Annotated in this window: 4 protein-coding genes; all 4 read right to left on the bottom strand. The window is 32.4% G+C overall.

The window, feature by feature from the left end; all coding sequences use genetic code 11:
• Positions 1–1,668, bottom strand: a 1,668-nt coding sequence (locus ACIGHG_RS14780; RefSeq protein WP_396549116.1) for a condensation domain-containing protein, incomplete at its 3' end; no start/stop codon positions are given.
• Between the two features lie 18 nt (positions 1,669–1,686).
• Positions 1,687–9,420 carry an amino acid adenylation domain-containing protein gene (locus ACIGHG_RS14775; RefSeq protein WP_396549114.1) on the bottom strand — a complete coding sequence of 2,578 codons (7,734 nt, stop codon included), beginning with the start codon at positions 9,418–9,420 and terminating at the stop codon, positions 1,687–1,689.
• A gap of 16 nt (positions 9,421–9,436) precedes the next feature.
• On the bottom strand, positions 9,437–24,994 hold the full coding sequence (locus ACIGHG_RS14770; protein ID WP_396549112.1) for an amino acid adenylation domain-containing protein: 15,558 nt from the start codon (positions 24,992–24,994) through the stop codon (positions 9,437–9,439).
• Between the two features lie 209 nt (positions 24,995–25,203).
• Complete coding sequence (locus ACIGHG_RS14765; RefSeq protein WP_396549110.1) at positions 25,204–26,187, bottom strand: ACP S-malonyltransferase; 984 nt, start codon at positions 26,185–26,187, stop codon at positions 25,204–25,206.
• Positions 26,188–26,391 lie beyond the last annotated feature (204 nt).

Below are 26,391 nucleotides of genomic sequence, written 5' to 3'. Positions count from 1 at the left end.
TAAATAGTTAAAACGTTCAGTTGGATCATCCGGCTGGATTGGTAAATACGCCCCGCCCGCCTTTAAGATGGCAAGCAACCCAATCATCATCTCAGGAGAACGATGTACGGCAATTCCTACAATCTGATTCTTTTCGACACCTTTTTCTCGCAGTACTCGGGCAAGAAGGTTAGCTTTCTCATTTAATTGACGATATGTCAACGTGCTTCCTTCAAATCGAACCGCAATATGATCTGGTGTTTTCTCCACTTGTTTTTCAAACAATTGATGAACCGTTCCATGCTTAGGATATTCATAAGCTGTATGATTAAAGTCTTTCAGAAGAATCTCTTGTTCTTCTTTAGACACAATTTTCATATCTGAAATAGCAATATCGGGATTTTCTATTATCTGTTGTGCAATTCTCCTAAAATGCTTTGCTATCATTTTAATTTTGCTTTCCTTGTAAGCTAATGCATTGTAACTAAATTTAACGCATAACTCTTTACGAGGAATAACAGAAATAGTACAATCATAATTCGTTTGTTCGAAACCATCCATATCTAAAACTTCAAAATTTTCCTCATAACTCCCATCTAATTCATCATTTCCTGGAAAGTTTTCAAATGCCATAATATGATGAATTAAATTATTTTTTAGAGGGCTAACATCTTGTATATCCGCTAAAGAAATGTAACCATACTCATTAGCATTTATCATATTTTGATGTACTTTATTTAATAAACTTGAAAAAGTTTCTGAAATTCCACTTTGTACTACTAAAGGAATCGTATTAATAAATAAACCGACCATATTTTCAATTCCTTGAATTTCTGAAGGTCTTCCAGAAATCACTGAACCAAAGGCTATACAATCTGTATTGTTGTATCTTTGTAATAGGACTCCCCACAATGTATGTACAACTGTACTTAAAGTTACCCTAAATTTCCGAGCAAGTTCTGTTAATCCTTCTGTCATTTCTTCACTGAAAGACATCGTATAATTTTCTAACATGTACCTATTATTACTACTATTACGTAAACTTGAAGGAAGTAAGCTTTTTTCCTCAATATCACTAAGATGATTTCTCCAATAAAACAATGCCTCTTCTTTATCCTGTTGCTCTAACCAATTTATATATCCTTTATAAGGAGAAACAGGTTCTAGAAGAACCGGTTTCTCCTTAAGAAGTAATTCGTAAACTTCAAATAAATCTTTTAAAACAATGTCTACGCACCAACCATCCATTATAATGTGATGAAAGCTTAAAACAAATTTACAACTTTTATCATTCATTATAAGAACAGAAATTCTTAATAAATCATCTGTAAGTAAATTGAATCCTTTTTCTTTATCTTTTTTCAAGAACTGTTCAACAGATAATTTACATTCTACGTCATCCAGTTTTGAAAAGTCTTCAAATTGAATATGAGGAATTTTTTCTTTAAATACAACAAACTTCGGCTCCTCAATATTCTTGTAAAATATATTTCCCCTTAGATTTTCGTGGCGATCAAACAGGATTTTTAAGCTTTTTCTTAATACTGTCATATCTAGTGTTCTATCTATCGTACAACTAACTTGTTCAAAATAAGCAAATGATTCTTTATCCATTAGCTCATGAAATAATATTCCGTTTTGCATAGGTGTCAAATTAAATACACTTTGTACTTGTAATTTAGGAATCAAACAATCCACCCCACATTTTTAATCATTATAAAAATTTAAAATACTATTTAGGTCTTCTATTGATAGATCTGCATTGCCAACATCATTAGGTGTTAGTTCCTTTTCAGTCTTATTCGTACAATGATTAATCACTTCCAACAAACGGTGAATAAATTCATTTGCCAGTTTCATAATATCTTCTATTGAAAATTGATACTTATTAAATTCAATTTTTATAAGTAATGAATCTTCTTCAACACTTCCATTAATATCTAAAGCAAACGGTGCCATAGCATTTGGACTTACAGATTTCCCTGTAGATAAATTTGAATTTGCAAATATATGCGATTTAGTTTCTTGCTCTATCTGACCATGGTAATTAAATCTAATTTCTTGTCCTATAGCTTGATTTAATGTACTTGGATTTATATATCTGTAAATACCATAGTCAATTCCTTTATTAGGAATACGACGTAAACTTTCTTTTATATGTTTAATTTGATACGATAAACTTTCGCTAAACTGCATATCCAAATGAATAGGATACATTGTTGTAAACCAACCAACAGTTCTTGTGACATTCATATCCTTAAATAACTCTTCTCTACCATGCCCCTCAAGAGTAATGGTAAAATCAGATCGATTAAAACTACTCTTAAGAGCCATACCGAGTGCAGTTAATAATAAATCGTTTATTTCTGTCCCGTATGCATAATGTGCCTCACTCAATAAAAGATCCGTTTCTTTTTTGGATAAAGCCACTGTAAATTGGTCCATATTTTCAAAAGTTCGTTCTTTATCTGATACAGTTTTAAATAGATTATGATATGTCTTATTTTCAATACTACTCCAATACCCTTTATGTTTTTTAAACTCGTTTGTTTGAACATATTCATAAATTTCATTAATCCAGTCTTTCCAAGAATTTGTCTTATCTTGAAAAACAATATCTTTTCCATTTACCCCTTGCATATAACCGCTCTCTAAATCTTCTAGAATAACTCTCCAAGATATACCATCTATAACTAAATGATGAATAACTATTAATAGATAGTCCCCTTTTTCTGTTTGGAACACCTTCGTATGCACCAAAGGCCCTTCATATAAATTTATTTGTTTTTGAGTTTGATTTGCTATACGCTCAATTTCCTCTAAATAGTTACTATCTTTTCTTAAATCTACTACTTCATATGAATACGCAGTATGTGTAACATCATTTATTACACCTATATAATCTTTTTCCTCTATCTTATAAGTTGTTCTAAGAGCATCATGATGTTCTACCAATTTTTCGAATACTATTTTTAAAACATCTTTTTCTAAATTCATTTCACTGTAGAGCATAACAGATTGGTTCCAATGTTCCATATCTTCACATGACTCTTCAAAGAACCATTTTTGAATTGGTGATAGTTTAACCTTTCCTGTAACTATTCCTTGTTCGATTTTACGACGCTCTTCTTTTATATAAGGTGAAAGCGCTGCTATAGTTTGAAGTTGAAGAAGATCTTTAATATTCATTTTTAAATTAAATTTATTTAATCTCGTTGCAACTTGAATTGCCTTAATCGAGTCTCCTCCTAGTTCAAAGAAATTATGATGAGTTCCAATTTCTCCATCATAATTTAGTACTTCACTCCAAATGTTCACTAATAATTTCTCAATCTCATTTGCAGGTGGTACATAATTGACAGTAACCTTTAATTGTCCTGCTGGATCTGGTAAAGCTTTACGGTTTACTTTACCATTTGATAGAAGTGGCATTTGTTCTAATTGAATATACAATTTTGGAACCATATACTCAGGTAATCGCTTATTTAAATAGTTCCTAAATGCTATTTCTGAAATTGGTGTATGACTTACAATATATGCACATAATATTGGACTTTCATTTTTATTTTGTTTAGCTAAAACTACAGTTTCTTGAACCACCTCATGTTGTAATAACGTTTGTTCAATTTCTCCTAACTCGATACGATGGCCTCTAATTTTCACTTGGTGATCAATACGCCCCAGATATTCAATTTCTCCATTTTCTTTCCAGCGTACAAGGTCACCTGTTTTGTACATTTTTTCCCCTTCAACAAATGGATCATTCACAAAAGTCTTCGCTGTTAATTCTTCCCGGTTCAAATACCCTCTTGCGAGACAATCGCCTGCAATGTGTAATTCACCGGAAACCCCAATTGGTACAACTTGTTTATGCTGATCAAGAATATATAAACGAGTATTGTCAATTGGTCGGCCAATTGGAATTAAATCTGGTACAGCCTCATTTTCAGTAGGACAGTCATAATACGATACATCTACTGTCGCCTCAGTTGGTCCATACAAGTTATGCAATGTTGTTCCACATTCATGATGCCACAGATTATTGAACCGTTTTACATGTTCTGACATCAATGCTTCTCCACTGGCAAAAACATATCGTACACCTTGTAACCGTTTTGCCGTACCGCTTTCTTTCACGTACTCTAAAAATGCATTTAACATAGACGGTACAAAATGAAGAATGGTTACTTTACTATCTTCAATAGTTTTTGTAATAATAGACGGATCTTTCTCACCACCTGGAGGTAAGAAGCTAACTGATGCACCTTGAAGTGCCCAAGCAAATAGTTCCCAAAGAGAAACATCAAAGGTATACGGTGTTTTTTGTAAAATAATATCATTTTGGTCGAATTGATACGCATCAATCATCCAATTCAAACGATTAATAAGGGAAGCGTGTTCAACCATAACACCTTTTGGCTTTCCGGTAGATCCTGATGTATAAATGACATACATCATATCATTTTCATGATAATCCAAGTTTAAATTTTGGCTGGATTCAACAGTTGAAACTAACAACTCATCTTCAATTGAAACTATTTCAACATCTCTTAGACGAGATTCAAGTTCATCTTTCAAATGTCTTTGTGTTAAAACAAGATTCGTTTGGCTATCTTCTATTAAATAGTTAAAACGTTCAGTTGGATCTTCCGGCTGGATTGGTAAATATGCCCCACCCGCTTTTAAGATGGCAAGCAAACCAATCATCATCTCAAGAGAACGATGTACGGAAATTCCTACAATCTGATCCTTAGCCACACCTTTTCCACGTAGTACTCGGGCAAGGTGATTAGCCTTTTCATTTAATTGACGATAAGTCAACGTGCTTCCTTCAAATCGAACCGCAATACGATCCGGTGTTCTCTCTACCTGCTTTTCAAACATTTGATGAATCGTTTCATTCTTTGGATAGTATTTATTTGTCCGGTTAAACTCCCTAATAAGAGTATTTTCTTCTAATAATGACACCATATTAATTTGGTTAATCTTAGCATTTTGGTTCTCTAATAACCTATCTAAAATCTGCATGAAATGATTAGCTATTCTTTCCACACTCTGTGGATAAAATAACGCGGAACTATATTCAAAATTTAATTGTATTGTTTCATGATCCTCAGCTGCACTTAATGTTAAATCAAATTTAGATACTTCAGGATTGTAAGAAACTGGCGTAATTCGTGTGCCGTCTACTTTAATTTGCTGATTTCCTTCTTGCATAACAAACATCGTATCAAAAATTGGATTTCTGTTAATATCTCTTCGCAAATCTAATTTCTCTACTAACATTTCAAATGGATACTCTTGATGTTCAAATGCTGATAAAGTATTTTCTTTTACTTCTAATAAAAACTCAGCAAAAGTCTTTTGTGCAGAAGGAAAATTTCTTAGAGCTACTGTATTAATAAATACTCCTATCGTATTATTAACTTTTGGATGCCTTCTCCCTGAAACAGGTGAGCCTATAATAATATCTTCTTGTCCTGAATATTTAGATAACAAAACGTTATATGCTGTTAAAAGGACCATATACAGTGTCACATTTTGTTCCTTCATTACTTTACTAATTTTTTCTGTTATCTTTTTATCTAATATTCTAGTAATTGTTGATCCTTTAAATGTCTGTAGTGTCGGTCTGGACATATCCGTCGGCAAATTTAGAATAGGAATTTCATCTTTAAAAATGTTCATCCAATAACTCTCTTGCTCTTTCATTTTCCCCTTCTCTACCTCTTCTATTTGCCATACTGCATAATCTTTGTATTGAATTGATAAAGGTTCGAGAGAATCACCACTGTATAATTTGTTGAATTCATTAACTAAAATTGATATAGATACACCATCAGAAACAATATGATGCATATCAATTACTAATAAATGCTTAGTTTCTTCAAATTTTATTAACGTTGCTCTTAGTAAGGGCGGAACTTCTAAATCAAATGAATGTATACAGCTTCTTATCTCATCCTCTATCATTACTTTTTCTAGTTTATTTTTTTCAGATATCGTTTTGTAATCTAATTCAAATTCAATATTCTCATGAATTTTTTGTACTGGTTGCCCTTCATTCCAATGAAAAGAAGTTCGAAATGCTTCATGTCTATCTACAATTTTTTGCAAAACTTCTTCAACTCGGTCTTTATTAATTTCACCATGAATCATTAGAGCGGCAGGCATGTTATAAGATAATTCAGTATCTTCTAATTGCGTTAATACCAATTGTCGTTTTTGTGAAAATGATACTGGATAATAACTTCTACCATCATCAATTGGATTAATTTCACTATATGCTAAACTTTGATCTTGTTTTGCTATTAAAGAACTCAGCTCTTCAAGAGTTGGATAGTCAAATATATCTTTTAATTTAATGTTGATATTAAACTCGCTATTAATTGCTACTAACAATAAAGTTGCCTTTAAAGAGTGACCACCTAATTCAAAGAAATGATCTTTTATTCCAATATGATTCATGTTTAAAACATTTTCCCATATCTTTACTAATCTACGATCTATTTCATTACTTGGCGGAACATAAGTAGTACTACTTACTAATTGCTCTGGTTTTGGTAACGCCTTACGATTTAATTTTCCATTTGATAAACGCGGTAATTCATTTAATATAACCATATGTGTTGGCACCATGTACTCTGGCAAAGAAAGCCTTAAGTACTCTTTAACCGCTTCAGGTTCTAAATCAAATTCAGTTACCAAGTATGCACATAAATACTTTCCTAATTTGTAATCATCATATGCAACCACAATAGCCTCTTTTACATTCCGATTATTCAGTAATTTAGTTTCAATCTCTCCCAATTCAATTCTAAATCCTCTAATTTTAACTTGGTGATCCATTCTACCTAAATACTCAATATTTCCATCAGGTAGCCAGCGAGCTAAATCCCCAGTTCTATATACTCGTTCATTTTCGACAGGTCCTAATAAAAACTTTTCTTCTGTTAATTTCCGATTATTTATATATCCTCTTGCCAAACCTACTCCAGCAATACAAAGTTCCCCGGGGATACCAATAGGCAATAATTTCCCAGCTTGGTCTACAATGTATAAACGAGTATTATCAATTGGTTTTCCAATCGGTACTATATTAACATCACCAGTTATAGGACAGTCATAATAAGTAACATCAATTGTCGCTTCTGTAGGACCATATAAATTATGCAAACTTGTCCCATTTTCTTCATATAATAATTTGTTAAATTGTTCAACATGAACTGGTAGTAACGCCTCACCACTTGTAAAAACTCTCCTAATACTGCGAAGTTCTTTAAATACTCGCTTAGCCTGAACATAATCTAAAAATACAGATAGCATGGACGGAATAAAATGTAAGTTAGTTACTGAATACTTATTTATTGCTTGTACAATACTTTCTGGATCCTTCTCTTCTTCTGGTGCTAACATACATAAAGTTGAACCACTTAATGCCCATAAAAAAAGCTCCCAAACTGAAACATCAAACGTATAAGAAGTCTTCTGTAAAATCACATCTGTTTCATTAAGTGGATATTTTTTTTGCATCCAATTTAGACGATTGATTAACGATTTATGTTCAATCATTACACCTTTAGGCCTACCGGTTGAACCCGAAGTGTATATAATATACGCCAAATGATTTGGAGAAGCTACTGGCTCTAAATCAAGAGTATTATAACTCTTATCCTTATTGATATTAATAATATCTAATTGATTATCATAACCTCTTACTTGGCTTACAAACTGCTGTTGAGCTAATACCACTTTCGCACCACTATCTTGTAAAATATATCGAATCCTATCTACTGGATCATTTGGATTAATTGGTAAATAGGCAGCTCCGGCCTTTAAAATAGCCATTAACCCAATCATCATTTCACATGAGCGTGTTGTTGCTATTCCAATAACTTGATCCGCCTCTACTCCTTTTTGTCTTAGAATATGAGCAAGATCATTTGATTTTTCATTTAATTCCTTATAACTAAGCTTCTCTTCTCCTGATACTATAGCAAGTCGATCAGGCATTTTCTTTACTTGTTCTTCAAAGAGCTGATGAATCATTTTGTCTTCAGGAAAACTTGTACTAGTGTTATTAAAATCGCATACAATAAGCTGTCTCTCTTCAAGGTTTATCATATGAATATCTTCTAGCTTTATCATTGGATGCTCTGCAACTTGAAGTGCAATTTCTTTAAGATGAGATTTCAATGTTTCAATATGATCTTGACTATAAATATAAGCATTGTATGCAAACTTAATCTTATATTCCTCTCCAGGTATAACCCCTATATTAAAATCATAATTAGTTTGTTCAAAACCATCCACTTCACCAACTTGAACAATTGTCTCTGTACCTTCACCTGATATCTCTTCAGATACTGGATAATTCTCAAATGCAATAATGTGATGGATTAGATCGCTTTTTATAGGACTAAGCGCTTGAATATCTGCAAGAGAAATATAATGATTCTTATTTGCATTCATCATTGTTTCTTGAACATGAAGTACTAGTTCAGAGAAAGTATTAAGATTTCTAGCTTGTACACGTATAGGTACTGTATTGATAAATAGCCCTATCATATTTTCAATACCTTCAACCTCAGGTGGTCGTCCAGAAACTACTGATCCAAAAACAACATCGTCTGTATAATTATATTTTTGAAGTAATATAGCCCATAAGGCATGAAAAACAGTACTCATAGTAACTTCATTATATTGAGCAATTTGAGTTAATTTGGAACTTAATTCCTTATCAAATGTAAAAATATTATTTTCTAATTTATATTCGGTAATTTTATTTAGTTGATTATCACCTGAAATTGTACTCTTACCTGTTATCCCCTCAAGATTCTGTTCCCAGTATGCTTTAGCCTCCATTTTATTTTGCTTTTCAAGCCAATGGATATACTCGCTATATGGATAAACAGGATCCAAATTTAATTCCGTATTCTGTTTCATCGCTCTATATATTTGAAATAAATCTTTGATAATTGTTCCAATACACCAACCATCCATTATAATATGGTGAAAGCTAAGGATTAGCTTGCAACTGCTTTTATTTAAATCTAATACTGTCATTCTAATTAGAGTGTCCTTCTCAAGATCGAAACGATCTTGTCGATCTTGAGAAGTAAAATCCGTTATATATTTATCTTGATCTATCTGCGATAAATATGAAATATCCTCATATTTAACGTCTACATCCCGCCCCTCCAAGATAATTTGGAGGGGTTGTTTTGTTTCTTTATATACAAATAAAGTTCGTAAAGCATCATGTCGATTAACTAGCAATTGAAAACTTTTTCTAAATAAATCTAAATCTAGCTTTTCTTTGATTGTAATAACAGTCTGATCAAAATAGGCTTCAGATTCATTATTCAACATGTCATGAAATAGTAGCCCTTCCTGCATAGGAGTTAATGGATAGATATTCTTTATAGCTACCTCGTTCAATGTGCTAACCACCTTTTTAAGATTTTAGTTTTAGAGACAATTTATTAGCAAGGTTCCCTAATTCCTCAATAGATAATTGATTATAGGTAAAATCTGTTGGTGTTTTTTCTACAGCTGTCTTATTACAACAATGATTAATAATTTCAATTAATTTTTGCTGATACAACTCTACAAGTTGTTGAACATTACTCTCTTTAAATTCTTTTGTATTGTAATTAAAAACAACCGTTAACTGCCCATCTTTAATCATACAATTAATATCTAAAACAACTGATCTAACAATATCCTTACCAATTTCTTGACCACTTGAGATATTCGAATAGTTAAATAAACTTGTGTTTACATCCGTATCAAATTGACCAAGGTAATTAAAACTAACTTCTGGTTTTTGGTTTAGCTCTACTTTAGCTGCCTCATTCAAATATTTCAGTACAGCGTAACCGAATCCTTTATTAGGAATACGCTTAATACTATCCTTCACATGCTTTATTTGGTAGGAAAGTTCCTTTTCCACATCTATATCCAGTAATACCGGATATAAAGACGTAAACCATCCAACTGTTCTAGAAATATCAATATCTTCTATAAAGGATTCTCTCCCATGACCTTCTAAGTAAATTAATGTTTGTCCAGATTTTTTCCACTCGGCCATACTTAATCCTAATGCAGTTAATAAAATATCACTGATTTCTGTGTTATATACTTGATGAGCTTCGTTTAATAATTTTTTAGTGTATTCATTGTCTAAAGTAAATTCGATATTTGAACTTACACCAAAAGTATCATCTTCTGCATGTTTATCCTTTCGAATTAAGTGAGCTGGATCTTGTTGAACATTTAACCAATATTCTTTTTCTACTAAAAGTTCTTCACTTGTAGCATATTGATAAAGGTGATTTGCCCATTTTTGATATGAATCCGTTTTTGGTGGTAATTGAATTTTATTTCCTGTAATTAATCCTGTATACAGGGATTCCAAATCTTGTAATATAATTCTCCACGATACACCATCTATTACAAGATGATGAATAACAATTAATAAATGATCTCCATCACTTGTTTTAAATAAACCCACTTTCATCAATGGACCTTCAAAAATGTTTAAACTACTTTGTATTTGATTTGCCTCTAATTCTATTAATCCATCGACATTATCATAATCTTCAAAATTCTTGACAATTAAATCTACAGTAATATTATCTATACCTGTATTCGTTTGTTTAAATAAACCACTTTCATTTTCATACTTCATTCGCAATGCATCATGATGTGTTAATAGTTTTTCAAATACAAGTTTAATGTAATCTTCATTAAAACCTTCGGAATTAAATAACATTACAGATTGATTAAAGTGATTCAAACTTTTCCCCTGTTCTTTAAAGAACCTGCTTTGTATCGGAGACAGAATCACGTCTCCTTCAATAGGACCTTGATTTGGTATTCTTGCATTCTTTTTCACGTATAGTGCTAGATTTTGAATCTTTGGGTTTTGGAATAAGTCTTTTAACGTTAATTCATAACCCTTAGCCTTTAGTTTTGAAATAATTTGCAAACCTTTTATTGAATCTCCACCTATATGAAAGAAGTTATCATGAGTCCCTACTTCTGATATATTTAAAACTTCTATCCAAATTTGCGTCAATAATTCCTCCATCTCATTTTTAGGAGATTCATAAGAGACTACACTATCCGTCCAATCAAACTTCGGCAATGCTTTTCTATTCGCTTTACCACTAGAAGCAATTGGGATTTTGTCTATTTGCATTAATTTAGTCGGAATCATATATTCAGGCAATTGCTTTGCCAGCGCTTCGAGAATTTGTTCTAAATCGATGTTTTTCTCTCCGACAACATATCCAAATAAGAACGTAGTACCATTTATTTCTTGAGTTGTTACAATCGCTTCGTTAATTTCTTCAAATTGTTCTAAATAAAATTCAATTTCATTTAATTCAATTCTATATCCTCTAATTTTAATTTGAAGATCTGACCTTCCGAGATATGCAATATTTCCATCCGGCAAGTACTTTGCTACATCACCCGTTTTATACATTTTTTTATAGCCTTCTGTTCCATAAGGATTTTCAATATAGGCTTCCCGTGTAGCTTTCTCATTATTTAAATACCCAATTGCAAGTGGTTCACCTGATATATATAAATGCCCTGGAACACCCACTGGTACGCGTTTTAAATATTGATCTAGAATATAAATCTTTGTATTATCTATTGGTTTACCAATTGGAATTTTATCCTCATGACCATTAACTTCATAGAATATACAACCAATACTCGCTTCCGTAGGACCATATAAATTTGTAACTTTTACATGTGGAAATACCTTAATAAAATATTGAACAGTCTTAGGTGTAATTTCTTCTCCCCCAATAATGACTTGCATAAGAGATTTTAACTTCTCATGAATAACCTGATTTTTTTCAAGTTGACTTACTATCGTATTGAACACAGATGGTACAAAATCAGTCATTGTAATTTTCTGTTCATGTACAATTGAACAAATGTAATCAGCATTTAAAGTATCTTCCTTATTTGTAAGAGTTGTCTTACCACCATTCATCAACGGCCAAAAAATTTGCCAAACTACACTATCATAAATATGATCAGTTGTTTGAAGTACGCTTTTTGCCGATTCAATACCATAATAATCATTCATCCAAAGTAAACGATTTATCACACCTCTATGCGGAACAATTACTCCTTTAGGCTTTCCTGTTGAACCAGAAGTAAAGATGACATAGAGAGGATCCTCTTTATCTACTTCTACATCAGGATTTTTATCTACTCCTGAAAAGTTTTCCAATTGGATATAATAAAATTCATATGGTAGTTCCCCATTAACATTAGTTAACTTTTCATTTGTGATAACCACTGGACTCTCTAGTTCTTTTAAAACATCTATTTTGCGATTAACCGGCCAGTTTATATCTATAGGTGCAAATGCAGCACCTATCTTCATAACCGCTAACATTGATACAACTACTTCAAGGTCCCTGTTCATAATAATTGGCACTCTATGCGATGCATTAATCCCTTTACTTAGGAGCAAGTTTGCTAGTTCATTGGCATAATCATTGAGTTCTTTATAAGTTAATTTTTTATCTTCAAATACTACTGCAATCTCCTTAGGGTTATTTCGTACTTGCTCTTCAACATAGTAGTGTAGTGGTTGACTTCCCTGACGATCTTTAAAAGTATTATTAAATTTGAAATCCATACTCGCTTTCTCTTTATTATCCAAAATTTCTATTTGTGAAAGCTCTGTATCTCCTTTTAAGATTACTTCCCTTAATACATGAATATAGTGACGTCCAAGCTGTTCAATAGTCTCTGACTTAAATAATTTTGTGCAGTATTCAAATTCTAAATAAATGTCATCAGCTTTTTGCTCTGCATTTAAAACAAAATCAAATTTAGAGATATTTGTTTTAAATTCATACGGTTTAATACTCAAATCTTTTGTATCCCATTGCTGAGAATCAGTATTGAAAAACGAGAACATCGTATCAAATAGGAAATTACGACTTAGATCTCTCGTTAATCCTAATTTGTTGACTAAATTTGAAAAAGCATAGTCTTGATGATCTAAAGCGCCTAAGATTGTTTCCTTTACTTCCGCTAGGAAATTATGAAAAGATTTATTTGCCATTGGATAATTTCGAATAGCTAATGTATTTACAAATAAGCCAACAATACCTTTTGTATCTTCATGCATCCTTCCAGCAGCAGGAATTCCGACAATAATATCCTCTTGGCCGGTATACTTAGAAAGCAAGGTGTGATAAGCAGCTAGCATAATCATAAATAACGTTGTATCAGTTGTCTCACTTAAGGTTTTTAAACCTTCTTTTATATCATCTGGTAACATAAATTTGTACGTGTCACCTTCAAAACTTTGCATTTGAGGTCTCAAATAATCAGTCGGCATATCCAATATTGGAATTTCGCCTTTAAACTGATCTAACCAATATCTTTCTTTTTCTTGCATATCATTTTGTTCTTTAGCGTTAGCCCAAGATACATAATCTTTATATTGTACTCTTAACGGTGGCAATTCTTCTCCATTGTATAGTCGGCTCCATTCAGAAATAATTAAATCCACCGATATACCATCTGCAATAAGATGATGCATATCTATATTGAGCAAGTACTGGCCTTTTAATTTAATAAGTTCTACACGTAGTAATGGTGCCTGATTAACATTAAAAGGACGAATAAATTTACGAATTAAAGGTTCTAATTCGTTCACATCATCAATTTCTAAATAATCTATTTTAAAAGTAATATTCTTAGATATTCTCTGAACTGCTTCTCCATTTATATAATCAAATTCTGTGCGAAAAGCATCATGTCTCTCCACTAAAGTGTTAAATACTTTCTCTACACGCTCTTTATCTACTTCTCCTTCAAGAATCAATGCCGCCGACATATTATAAGCTAAACCAGTTTCATCCATATTCTGAACTGCAAGCAATCTTTCTTGGGAAGAAGAGACAGGATAATACTCCTGCTCCTCCATAACTTCCATTGGCTGGTATTTAGTCTTTTGTGCTTTTGATACAACATCTAAATATTGATTAAATGTTGGCGCTTGAAATAACTCCCTCGAAAGCAATTCTATTTCAAATTCTTGATTTACCTTAGCCGTAAGTAACGTAGCCTTTAAAGAATGCCCACCTAATTCAAGAAAATGGGTGTCTTTTTCTAAATGGTCTATATCCAATACTTCTTTCCACACCTCAACTAATTTAGCCTCAATATTATGGGATGATGAGTTCTTATCTTTTTGTTCTAATGATTTTATGTCTAACTGACTAAGTGATCTTTTATCTATTTTCCCATTTGGCGTTAATGGTATATTACTAAGGAAAATAATATTAGTTGGTATCATATACGTAGGTAGTTTCGTCATTAAATATTTCTTCAACTCGGCCTCTGATAGAGGATGAACAAGTACTACATAAGCCCATAATTCTGTATCACTGCTACTTTCCTTTGCTAGAACTACCGCTTCCTTAACAGCCTCATGTGTCATTATTACACTTTCAATCTCAGAAGGCTCAATGCGATGTCCTCTAATCTTAACTTGTTCATCAATCCTACCTAAATATTCAAATGTCCCATCGGATTGTTTACATACTAAATCGCCTGTACGATAAAGTTTTGATTTTTTATAGCTTGGGTGAGCAATGAACTTTTCGTTAGTAAGTTGTGTATTGTTTAAGTACCCTCTAGCAAGTCCTTTTCCTCCTACACATAATTCACCTGGTACATTTTCTGGTTGAACTTGTAAGTGTTCATCTAAAATAAAAATATCAGTATTGTTAATTGCTTTCCCAATGTTATTAAGCTGTTTGCTACTCATATTTCTATTAAAAGTAGTAATAACACTATACTCTGTAGGGCCATATTCATTAATTAATTCAATATGAGGTAACTTTGTTTCACTACGTTCTAATAATTGTTTACTTATTTTTTCTCCACCTAAAGTAATAGCACGTATTGATTTAGCTTCTTCAACTGTTAGAGCCTCTAAAATTGTTACATAAATCGAAGGTGTGCATACTATATGCGTCACTTCTTTATTTAAAATTAGTCTTTTTATTAAAACGGGCTCTCTAATTTCATCATGAGTAGGTAGAATTACTGTTATACCTGACAATAAAGGAGTAAATAACGCTGAGACAAATGCATCAAAAGAACTGGACACAAGCGGCATTACTTTATCCGTTTTCTTAAATGCATACTCTTCTTTTCTCCATAGTAATGTGTTGGTAATTGCTGATTGCTCTATACAAACCCCCTTAGGTAGACCAGTAGTTCCAGAAGTATAGATAACGTATGCCAAGTGACTAGGTTCATAAGTCACTTGTAAATTAGCTGTTTTTTCTTCCCTGAACCAAGATGAATCCGCTATATTTAATACCTTACAAGATAAACCTTCTATATCTTTAAATTGATCCTGTACAATGATAAAATCTGCTTTACTTTCTGAAAGCATATGTTTCATTCGCTCTTTAGGAGTATTAGGATCAATAGGTAAATATGCGGCGCCTGCTTTTAACACACCTAACGTACTAATTAAATTATTAATCGAACGCTCTTGTATAATACCTACTACGTTTTCATTACTCACTCCACGACTTGTTAGAGCGTTTGCAATTTGATTTGCTTTTGCATTTAATTCTTGATACGTGATATTTTGACCATTAAATGATACTGCAATTTGATTCGGGCTTTTCTCTACTTGTAATTGGAAAAGTGATTGAATCGTCATGCAATTTTGTTCTCCTATTTCCAGTTTATTATGCAATTCCTCAATAGTAGATTCACTATTAACAGCAATTGATTTAAGTAAGTACTTGTACTGCTCCATTAAGTTATTTATTGTTTCAGCCTTAAATAACTTTGAAGAATAATTCACTCTTACAGCGTAATTCCCTCTCCACTCGTCAATACTAAAGATCAAATCAAATTGCGTCACACTTGGAATAATTTCACTAGGGGAAAAAGTAATACCTTTAGCTTCTTTCTCTCCCATATCAAAGTTCTGCATAACAAAAAGTGTATCTATAAGTTGCCCCTCACTTAAATCAATTTCTCTTCTTAAGCTCTCAACTAACTCTTCATATGGATACTCTTGATTTTCAAATGCTTGAATACAACTTTCTTTCATTTCATTTAAGTATGACATAAATTTCTTTTCAATATTCGGATTACTCTGAATAACTAATGTATTGACAAACATGCCAATAATACGTTCAAAATCCAAGTGTGTTCTTCCAGCTGCTACCGTTCCAGAAGAAATATCTTGTTCTCCTTTTATTTTAGATAATAATATATGGTACGCTGCCATAAATACCATGTATAGTGTTGCACCATTTTTATTAGCTATCTCTTGTAAATAATTAATAACTTCTGAATCTAAATCATATTTTAATACTGCTCCTTCAAAACTTTGAAATTTTGGTCTTATAAAATCAGTTGGCAATAATTTATTGGGTTGCCATTTATCCTTTAATTTATTTATCCAATATTCGCCTTGCTTCGCTTTTTTATCCTGAAAAAACTTAGAGTTTTGCCAATGAGCAAAATCTGTATATTCTATTTTATATACAGGTAGTACTTTACCTGTATATAAGTCTATTAATTCTTCTATAAAAATTGACATTGAAACCCCATCAGCAATGATATGATGCATATCTAGCATTAGAACATATTGTCCTGGATTTATACAAAATAGCTCTACTCGAATTAAAGGGGCTTTCTTCAAATTAAATGGTCTTGCAAAATCAGTAACCACCTGATTTAATTCAGATTCATTAATATTAGTCACTTTAATATCGAATTCTACGCTCTTATCTATAGTTTGAACAATACGATCTCCTCTAACTTCAAACGATGTTCTAAATGATTGATGTCTTTCTAACAATTCATTTAATACTGCTAGAAAATGCGTTACATCTAGCTCTCCATCAATATCTACTCTACCAGTGATGTTATATGCTGTACCACCACCCATATCATTCATAATGAACATCCGTCTTTGAGCTGTTGATATATCAAAATATTCCCTGTCCTCTAAATGAATGATCGGTTGATATATATCCTCTTTGGCATCATCTATAAACTCAGCAAGCTCTTTTATAGTTTGAGCCTTAAAAATTGTACTAATTGGCAACTCTTTCTCAAACTTACCTTGTAGTCGCGCAAGTATAGTTGTTGCTTCTAAAGAGCCTCCACCTAAATTAAAGAAATTATCATCCTTACTAATATCATGAGTCTTTAACACATTTCTCCAGATTTCTAGTACAGCTTGTTCAGTCTTTGTTAATATTTCAAATTCAATAGATCTTGTTTTATTTCTTAATGATACAAGCACCTGTTCATCAATATCTCCGTTTGCCTTTTTAGGAAATGTATCAACAATTATTATCTCCTTAGGTACATAATATTCAGTAATTTCATCTGACAATTGTTTTTTCAAATGAGCAGCATCACTATTATTATTATGACTTTTAACAAAGGCTATTATTGCTTTCTCTTTTTCATTGTCTTCTATATATTCCATGACATACGCTTGTTCTATTTCTTCTTTAGATTCTAAATAGGATCGTAGCTTACTTAAATAGACGTTATGGCCTTTAATCAACTTACGCTCTTTTACAGATCCCATATGAACGAATTTACCATCCTCATTATATAAACCTAGTAAATCAGTAGATTTCATTTTATTAGATTGATGTTTATCCGCTTCATAAAGTTCACCCACTGCACCAACTAAAGATGGGTTTCCATATTGATCTAATAAATGAGTGCCGCTTTCCAATTTATCCCGATTTCTCAATTCTTCATTTGTCAAAAGGGATATATTAGATATCTCTTCATTGCTTTCATCTATTAAACTCTCAATTAATTTAGTAAAATAGTTTTTCCAACATAAAAGTACTCCTGGTGTCACAATATCCGTATTTACATCAAAGTCAAAACTCAGTTCACCACTTTGTTCCATAACATTTAAGAAAATATCGTATTTTGAACATTGGATTACAGAAGGAATTACATTTACTATTGCCTCATTAAAATATAACTGTTTTAATGGTCTATCCATATTAAAAACGGCGTTAATTTCCGGTGCTACAGCATTCTCAAATTGTTCTGCTAAGCTAGCAAACGAGAAATTTTGAAACTTATTCATTTCTTTCATAACTTGTTTCACTTTAGATAAATAGTTAGTAAAGATCTCTTTCTCACTGATTTCAGTATAAATAGGTAATACATTTACACAGTTCCCAACTAATAGATACTCGTCCATTTGTGCTTGTCCTGATGTCGGGACTCCGACAATCAACCTTTTTTCCCCTGTTAAACGGTGAAGTAACACTTTATATACCGCTAGTAAAGTTACAAATAAACTATTGCCTTGTTGAAGGCTAAACTCCTTCAATTTCCTTGTTAAGCTTGGACCAATTTTTAAACTTTCCCTTTTTCCTTTAAAATTCTTCTTTATGATTCCACCGTGTGTAGAGGGTAAGTTCAATCCTATCGGTGATGCAGGTAACTTATTTTCCCAATAAGATAATGCTTCTTCACTTAATAAAGATGATAATTGTTCTTTTTGCCAAGAACTATATTCTTGAAATTGAACCGGGCTTGATAGTAAAACATTTCTTTCTCCTCGACAATACGATGTATACAGCTGCTCTAACTCTTTTACAATTAATGCAATTGACCAGCCATCAATGATAATGTGGTGAAAAGAAGCAAATAGTGCATAATGATTATAGTCCAGCTTTACAACGTGCACTCTGAACAATGGTTTTTTACAATCAAAATCAAATGGAGCAAGCCCCTCTTCCTCAAACCACTTCTTTAATCCCCTACCTTGAGACTGCGATTTATTATTTGATAGATCTGTAAATTCAACAGGAATGTCGATGCTTGATAAAACCTCTTGATATTCACCGTTCAAATCAATAACTGAACGCAGTGCTTCATGACGTTCGACGATCGTTTCAAAGGCTTGATTTAAAATATCTATTCTTACTTCACCTTTAATTTCCAAGGCAACAGTTTCTATAAAAGCAGATGAATCAGATTCTCTAGCATTAACTGCAAACCATATTTGCTGCTGTTCTTTTGTTAATGGAATAATTTTATTTTTTTTGTGAGCATTTTTATCAAAAACGTGTTCATTTTTGCTTTCCTTCATATTCTTCTTAGGAAAAAAACCGATATCTTGTAATTCCTTAATTGTAGCTTCAACTGCTTGTATTATACGATTTATATCATCATCAGTATGGGCAATTGATAAAAAGCAGTTTCTGCCTTCCCATATATATATACCTTTATCAAGAAGTAAGTAAAAGAAAAGTTCTATATCACCAAAAGATACAAATCTAAATAATGATCCAAAGTTGACCATATAAATAGGAATCTCGTTTTGTTTAAATACTTGGTTGAGCTTTTCTATTAACTGTTCACATCTTTGATTTAGTTTCTCCTGTAATTCGTTTCCATGTTGCTTCATATACTCTAATACTTGAATAGCGGCATCCATAGCGAGTGGATGTGTACAGAATGTTCCTCCCACAAATGTCTTTTTATCAGCATTTACCGGATAAGATTTATCACCAAAATTCCAAAAACCTCCGTCTATTCCATCCATAAAATTAGCTTTTCCAGCAACAATTCCAAGAGGTAAGCCACCCCCAACTATCTTTCCGTAAGTTACTAAATCCGCTTCGATATCAAACCACTTTTGAGCTCCGCCTAAATGAATTCTAAAACCAGTAATGATTTCGTCAAAAATCAGTGCTGTGCCCGAATTTCGTGTGATATCTCTTAGCTCTTGTAAAAATTCTTTTGGTTGAAGGTCTGGTCTTCTACTTTGGACCGGTTCAACTAAGACCGCTGCAATATCATGGGCTTGTTCTCTAATAATATCTAGAGATTTTGGATTGTTATAATTTAAAATAATTATATCTTCCATCATTCCTGCAGTTACGCCTGGAGCCATCGGCAATGCGTTCCCTTCATCACTATTCGGATCGGAAACTGCTAGTACACCATCAAACGTACCATGATACGAGCCTGCAAACAGAACGATCTTAGAACGACCCGTTTTTGCCCTTGCCAATCTCAAAGCTACCATAACTGCCTCAGTTCCTGAATTGTAGAAAGCTACGCGTTCAACACCAGTTAATTCACTAATTAATTGCGCCGCTTTCCCTGCAGTATTAGACATAGGGCCTAATGGAGGGAAATCAGTATCAATTTTTCGCATTAATTCACGGTTTATAAATTTTGGATTATGACCAAATAAGTTAACTCCAAACCCCATAGTTAAGTCAACGTATTCATTTCCATCTAAATCCCACATTTTAGACCCAGATGATTTCTCTGCGATAATTGGATAATTTAATTCTTTCCAATAAGAACGAAATCCAGCAACATTTCGATTATTAGCATGTACATAACGAGTCTTTTGAGTATATTGTTTTGATTTTTCTGTACGTTTTGTATAATTTTCGATAAATTTATTAAGAAATTCCTTTTGCTCTAGTGTAAAGTTTCCCTCTTCTTCAAGAATAAGTGGCTGATACGGAATAAATGGCTTAGACTTTTCCTTCTCAATTACATTAGTTAGAATTTTTTTTTTTCTAGTTATCTCATTCCTTCTTTCAGAAGTTGGAACTTCTAAACTTGTCGCAACTTGCTCATATGCTGCAGACTCTGCCGTTGTACGCTCAAGCCCTAGATATTGTAATTGCTGATTAAAAAGATTTGTCATGCTTTGTTGTTGCTGATTAAGTGTTGCAATCTGTTGACTTATAATCTCTCCCATTACTGAATTTTGAACGAACTGTGGTTTAGCCATCTGCTCAACTGGCTCTTCTAATTTATTAAATTTCCCCATATCTTTACTATTAGTTTTTGATTCTATTATTTTCACATGTGGCTCAGATTGATTCACTATTGTTGCACCCGAATTAGCAATGAACATAGATAATTTATCCAACGTCGTAAGTGACTCAAAGAAATTTTCAACTGGAATTTCAATGTTAAATTCTTTTATAATCTCTTTTCTCACTTGAGTAAGCATAATTGAATCGAGTCCCATTTCTAAAAAATTACTCGCTTTATTAATCTCATCCAGCGAAAAACCAGTTGTTTTTTGTATGATTTCTTTTAATACGGATATAACACGATCAGTTGATATCATATCTGGCACCTCTTCTGTTTTTACTATTACTTGCTCTTCTTGTTCAACCCAACATCTCTGTTGATCAAAGTGATAAACTGGAAGAGAAATTCTTCTCCTCTTCTGACCATCACTATATATATGTTCCCAATCTACTTCTTTCCCCAAAATATATAACTTACATAAATATGTTATAAACTCTTTTCTATTATTAGAATTTATTTTGCTCTTCTCTATAAGCTCATTTGTTTGCTGTAGTAAATCATACGACTCATTATCTACAGTTAATACATTAGTATACAGATAAGTATCTTCACTTCCTTGAATAAAGGAAGTCAACTTATTTATTAGTTCATCAATATTTTTCACCATAATTGCTAATCTATACCGCTCATGCCTTCTACCTGTATTCAACGTATAACATACATCCTCAAGAGACACCTCAGTATTCAAAAGAAGATATTCAACATGCTTTTGAGCCATTTCTTTCAAAGTAGCTACTGAGTGTGCAGATAAAGTGTACATATTTTCTAAATCCGCATTTTTTTTGTCCACATTTTTATCTTTTATAAACTCCTCTAAAACTACGTGACAATTCGTTCCACTAAATCCAAATGAACTAACTCCACATCTACGTGGATGGTCACTTGTTTTCCACATTGTCGGCTGTGTTGGAACGTATAATGGCGAATCTTCAAAATGAATTTTTTTGTTTGGTTTATTAAAATGAGTTAATGGCGGTATCATCTTGTTTTTCATACACAATATAGCTTTTATTAAGCCGGCTATACCTGCACACTCATAAAGATGGCCAATATTTGCTTTAACTGAACCAACTGCACAGAATTGCTTTTGATCAGTAAACTGTTCAAAAGCTCTTTTAATCCCTTTAATTTCTATCGGATCACCTAAAGAAGTACCAGTTCCATGAGCTTCTAAATATCCAATAGTCTTCGGATCAATTCCAGAGTTTTTCCAAGCTTGGACAATAAGATCACCTTGAGCTTGAGAGTTTGGTGCTGTAATTCCAACGGTCGTTCCATCTTGATTAATAGCACTTCCTTTAATTACAGCATGCACATGGTCACCATCTTCAATTGCCTTTTTCAGTGGTTTTAATAATATAGCCCCTACACCTTCACCAAGCCCTGTTCCATCCGCTTCATTATCAAAAGGTCGAGCTCGCTGATCTGAAGACTCAATTCCAATTCCTACTTCCATAGGTAAAATTGTTGTTTTTACTCCTCCAGCTAAAGCAACTTCGCAATCTCCACTTAACAAACTTTGACAAGCTGAGTGAACTGCCACTAAAGAAGATGAACAAGCAGTGTCAATTGTCATCGCAGGACCTTTAAAATCTAATAAATAAGCAATTCGGCCAGAAATAATAGAAGCTAAGTTACCAACTGCATATTGTGCTAAAGATTCCGGATTAGTTTCTGATAAAAGACGTTCATAGTCATATCCATTTTTAGAAAAACCTACAAAAGTACCTACAGATTTTTTTGAAAGCTTTCCTCCACCATATCCTGCATCTTCTAACGTATTCCAAGCTATTTGTAAGAATAGTCTTTGATTTGGATCCATCAAACTAGCTTCTTTAGGGGTCATATTAAAAAACGAATAATCAAACTTATCGATGTCCTCTAAGTATCCCCCTTCTAATAAGGTAATATCTTCTGTTCTCCAACCTAAACTACGAATAAAATGCTGAGTATCTTTAAGTCTTTGTGACGAAAGGGAATCAATGCAATCTTTTCCACCTACAATATTTCTCCAAAAAGTCTCAATATTGTTCGATTTTGGAAATAATCCAGACATCCCAATTACAGCGATATCATCTTTAATACGCTTCTCTTTTTGTCCCTTCTTTTCTTTCTGTCTATCGCCTTCCAATTTCTCTATTGATTTAGTTAACAAGCTAATTGTCGGATTTTCAAAAAAATCAGATACTTCCAAACTAATATTAAGTTCATTTTCAATTGCTTCTGCAATTTGGACAAGTTGAATAGATGATATCCCCATTTCAAAATATCTTCCGTTCACATCAACTTCATTAATTTTCAAAACACTTAAAAAAACTTGTTTTATTCTTTCTATATCAATCTTCTTATTAATCTCCGTCTCTTCCTTAATTTGCTCATCATTACTTGATATTAATTTTTTTAAATCATTAGAAATATCTTCATATTTTTTCTCTAAATACTCCTTAGCTAATTGATAGCGTTGTACTTTCCCACTAGTAGTCTTTGGGATTTGCCTAATTGGTATTACATCAGAAATTTTCCATCCTGTACGTTCATTAATATAGCTACGAATCTCTTTTGCTAAATGTATAAAGTTATCTAAACTATTTTTATATAAAACAAAAATCACAATATCGTCTACTTGTGTTTCAGAATTCCTTACACCACAAGCAACTACCCTTCCCAGTTCAATTCCTTCAATATCTTCTGCAATTCTCTCAATATCATGCGGATAAACATTTTGTCCATTAACAAATATGACATCTTTCGCCCTACCTGTTACTACAATCTCCCCTGAACTTATATATCCTAAATCACCAGTTCTAATCCAACCATCACTTGTTATCACTTCTGCTGTAGCTTCTGGATTATTGTAGTAGCCTCTCATTACATTTTTCCCTTTTATTTGCAAATTACCTAAAACATTTTCAGGTAATACTTCTTCGTTTTCATCACATACACGTACTTTACAATCATTGATAGGGAATCCTTCTTTCACAAATACTAGTCCCTCTTCACTCTGTGGCTTAACTTCCTCAACTTGTCTACCTACTTGCAAAATGTGCCTATTTAGATAAATCTTATCAAAGTGATAACGACCAATTGAAACTCCAACCGAAGCTTCAGCCATTCCATAACCCATATGCATTGAATCTTGCCTTAATCCGTATGGTTCAAGATATTTTAAAAATTCATCAACAAGATCAGCATTGATTGGTTCGGCACCATTTAAAATCACTTTCACACTAGATAAATCTAAATTCTCTAGTTTTTCTTTGTTTACTCTTTCTAAAAAATATTTATAGCCAAAGTTAGGAGATGAAAGAATAGTCGCCTTATGATCATGTGCTTTTGTAATCCAAAGCAAAGGCCTTCTTATAAATAGTGCAGTTGGCATCAAAGTCTGATTTACACCAGCAACAATAGGAGCAATATGAAAAGCGATTAACCCCATATCATGAGTCAACGGCATCCACGTTAAGAAACTATCTTCTATACCTACCTCCAAGCGAGCATTAATTGCCTTTGTATTATAAATAAGATTTTTGTGCGTTAATGTTACCCCTTTAGGTAAACCTGTTGAACCTGAAGAAAATTGAATCATAGCAATATCTTCCTGATTTGCCTGATTAATACTAGCTTCTATGGTAGAATCGTGAAATTCTTCAATTAGAATTGCTTTTTGATTAATTTCATTTATAATCTCAATATCATCTAACTCTTTTGTATAAAAAAAGAGTTTATCTATAATTTGTTGAGTTGTAATAATATGAGGGTTGTTCATTATTTTCCATATATTGAACAATTTTTTTCTATGAATGCTATTACTCCCTACCGTAACAGGAACCGCAATAATTCCCCCAAGAATACATGCCCAATATACTGTCGAAAAAGCTCTTTGGTCATTTTCATTAATTTGAAATACAAGTTCATCTCCTGGCTTTAATCCTCTTAATTGTAAATTTGCTAGGACATTCATTGACTCCATATACAATTCACGATAAGATAAGAAAGTTTCTTCTTTTCCATTTTCTACAAAAGTAATTCCAGTTTTATTTTCATTTTTCAATCCCACTATAACATCTACTAAAGTTTGATTAGCTAGCAATAGAAATACACTCCTTAATTAATATTTCAAATATAGCCATTGTATTAAGGAAATATTCTTTAAGTGCCTTCTTGTTATAATCATACCGATTTTAATCATGACAAGGCCTCATAAAATATATTCCCTAAATCCTTCTCTGATATATTTTTTTATGTTAAAAATAAAATTTAATTTATAATTCTAGATATGTAATTTCCTATTTCAACCTCTTATAAAACAGTCGATGATAACACTGCTTTAAATGATTCATCCTTATTTCTTTCTATATCATCAAGCCATTTTTTTGCTCGACTCATATCGTTTGAGTTTGTAATTGAAATAGCATGGTTTGGGCCATTTAACTGATTCCATAAATTTTTCAAAACCGCCCTTGGCCCCATTTCTATCGCTTTAATAATATGTTTTTCTCTAATATATTTCATTGTATTCCACCATTGTACTGGATGCGTAATTTGTAATATTAATCCCCTTTTAACATCTTCAGGGCAAAAATATGGTAATCCTTCTAAATTTGAAATGACATTACATCCCGATCCAAAATCAATCGCTTTGATAGTTTTAGTTAGTTTATTTGCTGCTTCTTGCATTAATAAACTATGAAATGCTCCTGAAACTTTCAAAGTTGTATACTTAATATTAAAATGCTGTAAAGATTGTATAACTTTATCTATTGCTTTTTTCTCTCCAGAAATAGTGTATTGATTTATAGAGTTATAACAGGAAATCACAGCAAAATACCCTTCATTTTTTAAACTGTCACAAATCCCTCTTAAATCATCTAGCTTTGAATGAGAAATTGATATCATTCTACCATCACTGTCCTCAGAAGCTCGCTGCATTAGCTCCCCTCTTAACTTAACAAGCTTTAATCCATCTTCAAGTTTTAAAGTACCACTTGTAATTAAGGCGGAGTATTCACCTAGACTATGCCCTGCAAAAATAACGGGTTTAATCCCAAATTCACTCATAAAGGCTTGATAAGCAGCTAAACTAACAGTGACTATAGCAGGTTGTGCATAGGATGTTTTCGTTAACAAATCATGTTCATTAAAACATAGCGATTTAATATTCATTCCTAAAAGATCACTGGCTTCTTCAAAGACTAAACGGGCTTCCTGATAGTTTTCAAACAAATCTTTCCCCATACCTATGTACTGTGAGCCCTGCCCTGGAAATAACATAGCAATTTCCATAAATAAATCACCTCTCTGGTTACATTTGAAATACAAATAAAAGCTGAGAATTTGGCTTCTTTTAATGACATTTAATAATCCAACGTTTACAATAACTGGAATCTAAATATTCAATTAATACTTCCAAAACCACAGGGCTGTTATAAAAATAACACACTATTTTGTATTTTTTTGTAAAATCATTGTAAATTTTTAGAATTATTT

The organism is Bacillus sp. NPDC077411 (genome assembly GCF_044543425.1).
In the GTDB taxonomy this organism is placed as follows: Bacteria; Bacillota; Bacilli; order Bacillales; family Bacillaceae_G; genus Bacillus_A; species Bacillus_A bruguierae.
Note: the sequence above shows the minus strand (reverse complement) of the source record. Positions and strands in the feature narration are given on the sequence as shown.

Bases quoted from the DNA above. Each gene is read 5' to 3' on its own strand.
- ACIGHG_RS14765 (WP_396549110.1), bottom strand. From the start codon at position 26,187: ATGGAAATTGCTATGTTATTTCCAGGGCAGGGCTCACAGTACATAGGT.